Here is an 8589-nt window from a genome sequence, read left to right on the forward strand (position 1 = left end):
CCGTCAGCTTGCCGACAGTGCCGGCTACGTTTGAGGGCCCAGGCCATCATCAGCGGGTGGCTGATGGGCAAGACCGCAACCCCGACCAGTTGGCACCGCTCAGACACCTACCCGCTGCGGCGGGACGATCAGGCCGACCAGCGGATGAGCCAGACCCGCGCTGTTCAGATAGTCCTGCAGGGACCAGCCATTCTGGGCGTCGTCCATAACTACCGCCAAGCTGAGCGCGTCATTGTCGAGTCCCGCGGTCAGGACGCTGAAGGCGCAGGCGGCCGACTTTTCGCGGATTTCGGTGCCACTGCACGGGTTGGTCAGGCCACTGTAGGAGCAGATGGTGCGGGACAGGTCCTTGCGACCGACGCTGAAGGCGCCGTTGTGTTTGGAGCCGGCTTTGCCGTTTTGATCGCGGCACTCCAAATTCCACTTGATCGTGGTCTTGTCGGACTTCGCCGGGACCGTGGCCATGAATTCGTAGCCGGTGAAGTAGGGCGGGCGGTAGATCGATCCGAATCGCGAATGCTGCAACTTGAACGGGTAGTGCAGGGTCTTGGAGACGCTGCCATCGCTCATCTTGAGCAGGGCTGGGCTGCCGCCGTAGCCGTCCGAGAGGCTCGTTACCGACGAGCATGAGACCGAGCCTCTGACCATCACGGTCTGCGGATCCTTGTTGCTCGGCGGACCCCAGGGCCAGGTGACCGCGAAGCCCGGCGTTGCCAGCAGCAGCACGACTGCCAGGGCCACAACGGCCGAGGCAGCGCCGATCAACAGGCTCGGTCGGTGCAGTGGTGCCACGTCGCCTCCCGTCTGGACGGACTGGACGGACTGGAGGCCATGGTGGCAGTTCGGCCGGGCGGGTGCCGAGGCAATCCCACGGAGCCAGGCCGTCAGCTTGCCGACAGTGCCGGCTACGTTTGAGGGCCCAGGCCATCATCAGCGGGTGGCTGATGGGCAAGACCGCAACCCCGACCAGTTGGCACCGCTCAGACACCTACCCGCTGCGGCGGGACGGTCAGGCCGTACAGCGCCATCAGCTCCGGGGTGTCGACCCGGCTGCCGTCGGCCACCGAGTCGCAGGCGATGTCGACGATCTGGTCCTTGTGGGCCAGCAGGTACGGTCGGGCGCCCACGTCGGCGCTGGCCAGGGTGGCGATGCCGGGCCAGTGCCGGCGGCCGAACAGCATCGGGTAGCCGCGCAGCCCGTCGTAGGTGGCACAGACCAGCACGTCCGGGTACGGCAGCGCGGTCACCCGGCGAACCGCCGCGGGGGTCAGGCCCGGCATGTCGACCGGAACCACGACCACCGCCTCGATCCCCTCGTCGTCCATCGCGGCCAGGCCGGCCCGGATCGACGAGCCGACCCCGGTGCCCCACGCCTTGTTGATCACAACGGTGGCCTTGCCCAGGTCGGCGGTCTCCCGGACCTGCTCGGCGGCGGCGCCCAGCACGACCACGATCTGCTCGCAGTCGGCCTCGGTCATCGTGTCGATCATCTGGTTGACCAGGGGCTTCTCGCCCTGGTGCAGCAGGGCCTCGGGACCACCGATCCGTCGTCCCCCGCCTGCGGCGATGATCATTGCTGCGATGCGGTTCAGCTGCGCCCCCTCCAGCACGGAACCGACCGTGACCGGTCGGCCCCTCCTACGGACACTGCAACGAGGACGGCCGCCCGAGGGTGGCGGGGCGAAAAGGAGAAATAGTGCAACCGTTACACATCCCGGCGACCTCAGGTCGATCACCGGCGAGACGGCACCGCCGGTCAGGCCGCGTCGGCGTAGCAGTCGACGATGGACAGATCCAGCGGGAAACGGACCGGCGTCGCACCGAAGAGCAACGCCGACGCCCGCTCCCCCGCCCGGTTGACGGCCTCGGCGACGGCCTCGGCCTCGCCCGCCGGGGCGTGCACGACCACCTCGTCGTGCTGGAAGAAGACCAGCTCGGCCTCGCTGCCGGACAGCTCCGTCCGTAGTGTCGCCAGCAACGTCGACGCCCACTCCGCGGCCGTGGCCTGGATGACGAAGTTGCGGGTGAACCGGCCCCTCGACCGGGCGGCCCGCGCCCGCGGACCCTGCGGATCGACCGCCCCGTCCGGATCGACCGACGCGTCGTCGAGATCACCGAACCCGGCCGTCCCCGGCGGGCACGTCCGCCCCAGCCAGGAACGCACCAGCCCACCCGCCTCGCCGGTACGTGCCGCCGCCTCGACGAAACCGAACGCCGTCGGGTAGCTGCGCTTCAGCACCGCCAACGCCGGCACCGCCGCCCCGCCGGTCTGCCCGTACATGGCACCCAGCAGCGCCACCTTGGCCCGGGCCCGGTCACCACCGAAGGAGTCCCGGGCGAGCGCGGCGTAGAGATCGCCGGCACCACCGGCCGCCGCCAACCGGGCGTCACCGGAGACCGCCGCCAGCACGCGCGGCTCCAACTGGCCGGCGTCGGCCACCACCAGCCGCCAGCCCGGATCGGCCACCACCGCGCGGCGGATCACCTTCGGGATCTGCAACGCCCCGCCGCCCCGGGTGGCCCAGCGGCCGGACACCACCCCACCCGGCACGTACTCCGGCTGGAACCGCCCGTCGCGCACCCACTGCTCAAGCCAGGACCAGCCGTGTGCCGTCCAGATCCGGTAGAGCTCCTTGTATTCCAGCACCAGCGGCACCGCCGGGTGGTCCACGCCGCGCAGGACCCAGGCGCGGGTGTTGGGCAGCTCCACCCCGACCCGGGCGAACGCCCTCAGCAGCTCCGCCGGGGAGTCGGTGTGCAGGTGGCGTACGCCGAACGCGTCGGCGATCCGGCCGGCCAGGTCGGCCAACCGCCGCGGCGGGCCGCCCACCGGGGACGGCTCACCCAGCAGCTCGGCGAGGATCGCGTCGTGCACCTCGGCCCGCCAGGGCAGCCCGGCGACGCCCATCTCCACCGCGATCAGCGCGCCGGCCGACTCGGCGGCCACCAGCAACCGGAACCGGCCCGGGTGCTCGGTGGTGGCGACCCGGGCGAGCTGGTCGGCGTACACCTGGGTCAGTGCCTCGATGCCCGGGCCCGGCGGGCCGGGCAGCGTGTCGAAGAGCGCGGCCTGGCCGTGCCCGGGGGGCGCGGCGGCGCGCGGCGGCGGGTCGGCCGGCACCGGCCCGCCGGTCAGTCGGGCCCAGGCGGCGGCCAGCGAGCGGGGCTCGCCCCAGCGGCCGGCGTGCCCGAGCAACAGCGCCTCGGTCAGCTCCACGTCGTGGCACCGCTCGACGCGCACGCCGGCGCGCAGCAGCGCCGGATAGATCGCGCCCGCGCCGGCCCAGACCCATCGCGGATGCTCGGCGGCCTCCCGTGCGGCCATCGCCGCCGCGAGGTCGCTGACGGTCTCGATCGGGCCGGCCGGCCGGCCGGCGGCGTCGAGCGGACGCAGGTCTCCCCCGCCCCGCTCGTCTGCCACCACCGCCACCAGCACGAATGTGATTCTGCCTTCCCCGTGCGACAGGTAAACGGGTCGGTGGGTCGGCCGGGCGCTCGGTAGCGTGGTCGGGTGCCTCCGCAGATCCCGCATTCCGAGCCCGGCACTCCCGACACGCGCGGTCCGATGCGGTACCTGTGGTGGCTGGTCCGCCGCCAGCCCTGGCGGGTGCTGCGCGGCAGCCTGCTCGGGACGGCCTGGATGGTCGGGCTGTCGGCACGGCCCTACCTGATCTATCGCGCCGTCGACGACGGGTTGCGCGCCCGCGACACCCGCGCCCTGGCGCTCTGGGTCGCGGCGATCATCGTGGCCGGGGTGGCGCTGTCCTACCTGGGCATCATGCGGCACCGCACGATGACCTTCATCCGGGAGGACGCCAAGGCCCGCTCGGCGGAGGTCCTGCTGCGCCAGCTGTCCCGGGTCGGTGCGACGTTGCCGCGCCGCTCCGCCGCCGGGGAGGTGTCCACCGTCGGCGGCTCCGACATCGACTGGTCGGCGCAGGTGCTGACCCTGACCGGCCCGGGGGTCGGCGCGGTCGTCGCGTACGCGGTCATCGCCGTGGTGCTCTGGTCGATCTCGCCGGTGCTCGCGCTCTGCGTGCTGCTCGGGGTGCCGGCGGTCGGGCTGGTCGTCGGGCCGCTGCTGCGCCGCCTGGAGCGCGCCGAATCGGTCTACCGCAGGCAGCAGGGCGCGCTCACCGCCCGATCCGGCGACATCGTGGCTGGCCTGCGGGTGCTCGCCGGGGTGGGCGGCCGGGATCTCTTCGCCCGCCGGTACGCGGCCAGATCGCAGGATTTGCGCGCCGAGGGGTACCGGGTCGGCGCGGTCGTCAGCTGGATCGACGCGGCGACCGTCGCCATCCCCGGCCTGTTCCTGGCGGCGGTGGTGTGGTTGACGGCCCGGATGGCGGTGGCCGGTGACGTCACGATCGGTGAACTGGTCGCCGTCTACGGCTACGTGGCCACCCTGATCGTGCCGGTCTGGTTCCTGCTGGAGGGCAGTCACCAGCTGATCCGGGGTCGGGTCGCCGCCCGACGGATCGCCGACCTGCTCAGGCTCGGCCCGGACGACGTCGGCGGGCCGGGGCGGCGCTGGCCCGGGGGCGTCCCCGACGCACGCCACCCGCACGCCGTGGCCGCTCCGACCGGTCCCGCCGACCTGCACGACCCGGTGACCGGGCTGACCGTACGCGCCGGCCGGCTGACCGGCGTGGCCGTCGACGACCCGGCGGCGGCCGAGGCGCTGGCCGACCGGCTCGGCCGGTACGTGGTCAGCGACACCACCTGGGGCGGCGTACCGCTGACCGGGGTCGCCCTGGACGAGGTCCGCGCCCGGATCCTGGTCGCCGACCACGACTCGTACCTCTTCGCCGGGACGCTGCGCGACATCCTGCGCCCCGGTGCCGACGACGAGCAGATCCGCGCCGCCCTCCGGACCGCCTCGGCCCAGGACATCGTCGACGCCCTGCCGGACGGGCTGGACACCCCGCTCGACGCCCAGGCCCGGACGCTCTCCGGTGGTCAGCGCCAACGGGTACGCCTGGCCCGGGCGCTCCTCGTCGAGCCGGAGGTGCTGATCCTCGTCGACCCGACGTCGGCGGTGGACGCGCACACCGAGGCGCGGATCGCCGAACGGCTGCGGGCCGCACGGGCCGGGCGGACGACCGTGGTGCTCGCCACGTCGCCGCTGCTGCTCGGCCGCGCCGACGAGGTCGCGCACCTGAGCGCGGGCCGGATCACCGCCACCGGCACCCACGCCGACCTGCTCGACCAGGATTCGGGCTACCGGCACCTGGTGGCCCGGGGCAGCGACGAAACCGGCGCGGGGCGGCCCGCCGACGCCGAGGAGGCGTACCGGTGAACCGGCTACCGGTCGCGGACCGCGGCACCGTACGGCGCGCCCTGCGGGACATGATCAGCCGGCATCGCCGGGCCGTCGGCGTCGTGCTGGTGCTGCACGGCGCCGCCGCGCTCGCCGGGCTCGCCCCGCCCTGGTTGCTGGGCACCATCGTCGACCGGGTCACCGCCGGTGCCACGGTGGCCACGGTGGACCGGCTGGCGCTGGCCATCGCCGGCTGCGTCCTGGCCAGCGCGTTGCTCTCCCGGTTCGCCCAGTACGCCGGCCACCGCTTCGGTGAACGGGCCGTCGCCGAGCTGCGCGAGCAGTTCGTCACCCGAACGCTCGGGCTGCCGGTCTCGGTCGTCGAGCGCGCCGGCTCCGGCGACCTGGCGACCCGTAGCTCGGTCGACGTGGCGACGGTCGGCACCACCGTCCGTGACGTGGTGCCCACCATCGTCATCGCCACGGTGCAGTTGACGTTGCTGTTCGGGGCGGTGTTCCTGCTGCATCCGCTGCTCGGGCTCGCGGCGCTGGCCGGGCTGCCGTCGATCGTGGCGGTGACCCGGTGGTACCTGCGCCGGGCCAGTTCCGCGTACCTCCGTGAGGGCGCGGAGTCGGCCGAGCTGACCGAGACGTTGACCACCACCGCCGAGGGCGCCCGCACGGTGGAGGCGCTGCGGTTGACCGACGAGCGGGTCCGGCACGGCACCACCCGCGTCACCCGGGTGTGGCAGGCCCGGAGGGCGACCCTCGCGCTGCGTACCGTGTTCTTCTCGGTGGTGGAGGCCAGCTATCCGCTGCCGGTCGCCATGGTCCTGCTCGTTGGCGGCTACCTGCTCTCCCGGGACATGGTCTCGCTCGGCGCGGTCGTCGCCGCCGCGCTCTACCTGCAACAGGCCATCGAACCGCTGGACCGGTTGCTCCAGTGGACCGAGCAGGCGCAGCGCGGCTTCGCGTCGTTCGCCCGGGTGCTGGGCGTCGGCCTGGTTCCGCCGGAGGAGCCGCCCGGCACCACGGCCCCCTCCCGCGGCCAGCGGCTCGTCGTGCGCGGGGCGCGGTTCTCCTACGCCGGCGGGCACGACGTGCTGCACGGCATCGACCTGGAGGTGCAGCCCGGTGAGCGGCTGGCCGTGGTCGGCCCGTCGGGCGCCGGCAAGTCGACCCTGGCCCGGCTGCTGGCCGGGATCGACGCTCCTCGCCGCGGCGTCGTCAGCATCGGCGGTCGCCCGGTCACCGACCTCGACCCCGCCGAACGTCGCCGCCGGATCGCCCTGGTCACCCAGGAGCACCACGTCTTCATCGGTACGGTCCGTGACAACCTGTCGTTCGCCGCACCGGACGCCACAGACGAGCAGATGCGCGCCGCGCTGGCCACCGTGGGCGCCGACTGGTACGCCGAACTGCCCGACGGTCTGGACACCGCTCTCGGCGACGGCGCCCGGCAACTCGGCGCCGCCGAGGCGCAGCAGCTGGCCCTCGCACGGCTGGTGCTCGCCGACCCGCACACCCTGATCCTCGACGAGGCGACCGCCGCGCTCGACCCGAGCACCGCCCGGCGTACCGAGCGGGCCCTGGCGGCCGTGCTGGTCGGTCGTACCGTCATCGCGATCGCGCACCGGCTCAACACCGCGCACGACGCCGACCGGGTCGCCGTGCTGGCCGACGGCCGGATCACCGAGATCGGCAGCCACGATGACCTCGTGGCTGCCGACGGGGCGTACGCGGCGCTCTGGCACTCCTGGCACGGCCAGGCCGACGAGCGGTGACGGGCTACTTCACGGCGCCGGAGGTGAGGCCGGCCTGGATCTGGCGTTGGAACACCGCGTACACGATGATCATCGGGAGGATGGCGATGGTCAGCGCCGCGAACAACCCGGACCAGTCGGCCTCGTAGCCGGCGTTGACCGAGATGTCGGCGATGCCCTGGGTGAGCACCCACTTGTCCTTGGCGTTGGAGAGCAGCACCAGCGGCAGCTGGTACTGCGCCCACTGACCGATGATGTTGAAGATCGCGACGCTGATCAGGCCCGGCTTCGCCATCGGCATCATCACCTGGAAGAACAGCCGGGTGTGCCCGCAGCCGTCGATCATCCCCGCCTCGGCCACCGACGTCGGCAGCGTCTTGAAGAACGCCGCCAGGAAGAACACCGTGAACGGCAACGAGTACGCGATGTAGACCAGCACCACACCGGTGTGGGTGTCCAGCAGGCCCAGGTTCTTCACCACGAAGAAGAGCGGCACCAGGGCCAGGAAGACCGGGAACGCCAACCCGGAGACGAACAGGTAGTAGATCGCCCGGTTGCCCCAGAACTTGTAGCGGGCCAGCACGTACGCGGCCATCGAGCCGAGCAGCATGGTGCCGAACGTGCTGCACGACACCACGATCACGCTGTTCAGGAAGTACCGGCCGACGTTCGCCTTGGTCCAGGCCCGCCCGAAGTTCTCCCACCGCAGCTCCGCCGGCAACGTCCACGGGCTGCTGAAGATCTCGGAGGTGTTCTTGAACGCGGCGAGGAACGTCCAGAGGATCGGCACGATCACGATGACCGCCCACACGGCGAGCGCGACGTGCCCCAGGCCGGCGAGGAGCCGTACCTCCGAACGGGGGCCCTTGCGCCCCCGCCGGGCGTTCGCGTCCGGGTCGCCGGTCTTCGGCGGTAGCGCCGCCGGTGTGGGCGGCAGCGTCGACTGCGGGTTCATCAGTACTCCACGCTTTCCCGCTTGGTGAGCCGCAGCGTCAGCGCCGCGAACGTGATGGTGAGGAAGAACAGCGCCACACCCATCGCCGAGGCGTAGCCGTACTTCGAGTAGACGAACGCGTTGCGGTAGATCTCCATGGCCAGCACGGTGGTGGCGCCGTCCGGGCCGCCACCGTCCACCGAGAGCACCGCGACGATGGCGAACGCGTCGAACGCCGCGATGCCGAGGTACACCCAGGCCACCTGGAGGGTGTCCCACAGCAGCGGCAGGGTGACCCGGAAGAACAGGGTCACCTTGCTCGCCCCGTCCATCTCGGCGGCCTCGTAGATCTCACCGGGAATGGAGGCCATCCCCGCCGAGAAGAGCACCACGTAGAAGCCGACCGCCTGCCAGACCAGCACCGCGATGATCGACCACAGGGCCAGGTTCGGGCGGACCAGGAAGAGGATCGGATCCAGGCCGAGCTTCATCAGCACGCCGTTGATCAGGCCGGACTCGTTCGGCCGGTACACCATCTGGAACAGCACCGCGATGATCGCCACCGCCAGGACCTGGGGGAAGAAGAACACCACCCGGTAGAACTTCGCCCCCCAGACCCCCTGGCGCTGCCC

7 protein-coding genes are annotated in these 8589 nt (G+C 72.2%); 2 read left to right on the forward strand and 5 right to left on the reverse strand.

The features are described from left to right. Window positions 1–99: 99 nt before the first annotated feature. The 3 genes from F8271_RS28045 to F8271_RS28055 all read right to left on the reverse strand — a co-directional run bounded on the left by F8271_RS28045 (window position 100) and on the right by F8271_RS28055 (window position 3466). Window positions 100–792 (reverse strand): hypothetical protein, encoded by a 693-nt coding sequence (locus F8271_RS28045; RefSeq protein WP_151492852.1) that lies wholly within the window; start codon window positions 790–792, stop codon window positions 100–102. A 188-nt stretch (window positions 793–980) separates the two neighbouring features. Next, on the reverse strand, window positions 981–1574 hold the full coding sequence (locus F8271_RS28050; protein ID WP_151492857.1) for an NTP transferase domain-containing protein: 594 nt from the start codon (window positions 1572–1574) through the stop codon (window positions 981–983). 182 nt (window positions 1575–1756) lie between these two features. After that, a complete protein-coding gene (locus F8271_RS28055; RefSeq protein WP_151492858.1) occupies window positions 1757–3466 on the reverse strand; it encodes a bifunctional 3'-5' exonuclease/DNA polymerase in 1710 nt (569 codons plus the stop codon). A 99-nt stretch (window positions 3467–3565) separates the two neighbouring features. On the opposite strand from F8271_RS28055, the gene F8271_RS28060 reads away from it, so the two are divergent. Next, window positions 3566–5299 carry an ABC transporter ATP-binding protein gene (locus F8271_RS28060; protein WP_225854822.1) on the forward strand — a complete coding sequence of 578 codons (1734 nt, stop codon included), beginning with the start codon at window positions 3566–3568 and terminating at the stop codon, window positions 5297–5299. 50 nt (window positions 5300–5349) lie between these two features. Further along, a complete protein-coding gene (locus F8271_RS28065; protein ID WP_225854823.1) occupies window positions 5350–7044 on the forward strand; it encodes an ABC transporter ATP-binding protein in 1695 nt (564 codons plus the stop codon). A gap of 4 nt (window positions 7045–7048) precedes the next feature. On the opposite strand, the gene F8271_RS28070 is transcribed toward F8271_RS28065, so the two are convergent. Together F8271_RS28070 and F8271_RS28075 are read right to left on the reverse strand one after the other, a co-directional pair. Further along, window positions 7049–7978: a carbohydrate ABC transporter permease gene (locus tag F8271_RS28070; protein ID WP_151492855.1), complete on the reverse strand. Its 930-nt coding sequence runs from the start codon at window positions 7976–7978 to the stop codon at window positions 7049–7051. Then, window positions 7978–8589, reverse strand: a 612-nt coding sequence (locus F8271_RS28075) for a carbohydrate ABC transporter permease (protein ID WP_151492856.1), incomplete at its 5' end; no start/stop codon positions are given. The genes F8271_RS28070 and F8271_RS28075, both read right to left, overlap by 1 nt.

The sequence above is a fragment of the Micromonospora sp. ALFpr18c genome (genome assembly GCF_008868155.1).
GTDB lineage: Bacteria > Actinomycetota > Actinomycetes > Mycobacteriales > Micromonosporaceae > Micromonospora.

Coding starts and splice junctions, on each gene's coding strand:
- F8271_RS28050 (WP_151492857.1), bottom strand. CDS start 1,574: ATGATCATCGCCGCAGGCGGGGGACGACGGATCGGTGGTCCCGAGGCC.
- F8271_RS28060 (WP_225854822.1), top strand. CDS start 3,566: ATGCGGTACCTGTGGTGGCTGGTCCGCCGCCAGCCCTGGCGGGTGCTG.
- F8271_RS28065 (WP_225854823.1), top strand. CDS start 5,350: ATGATCAGCCGGCATCGCCGGGCCGTCGGCGTCGTGCTGGTGCTGCAC.
- F8271_RS28070 (WP_151492855.1), bottom strand. CDS start 7,978: ATGAACCCGCAGTCGACGCTGCCGCCCACACCGGCGGCGCTACCGCCG.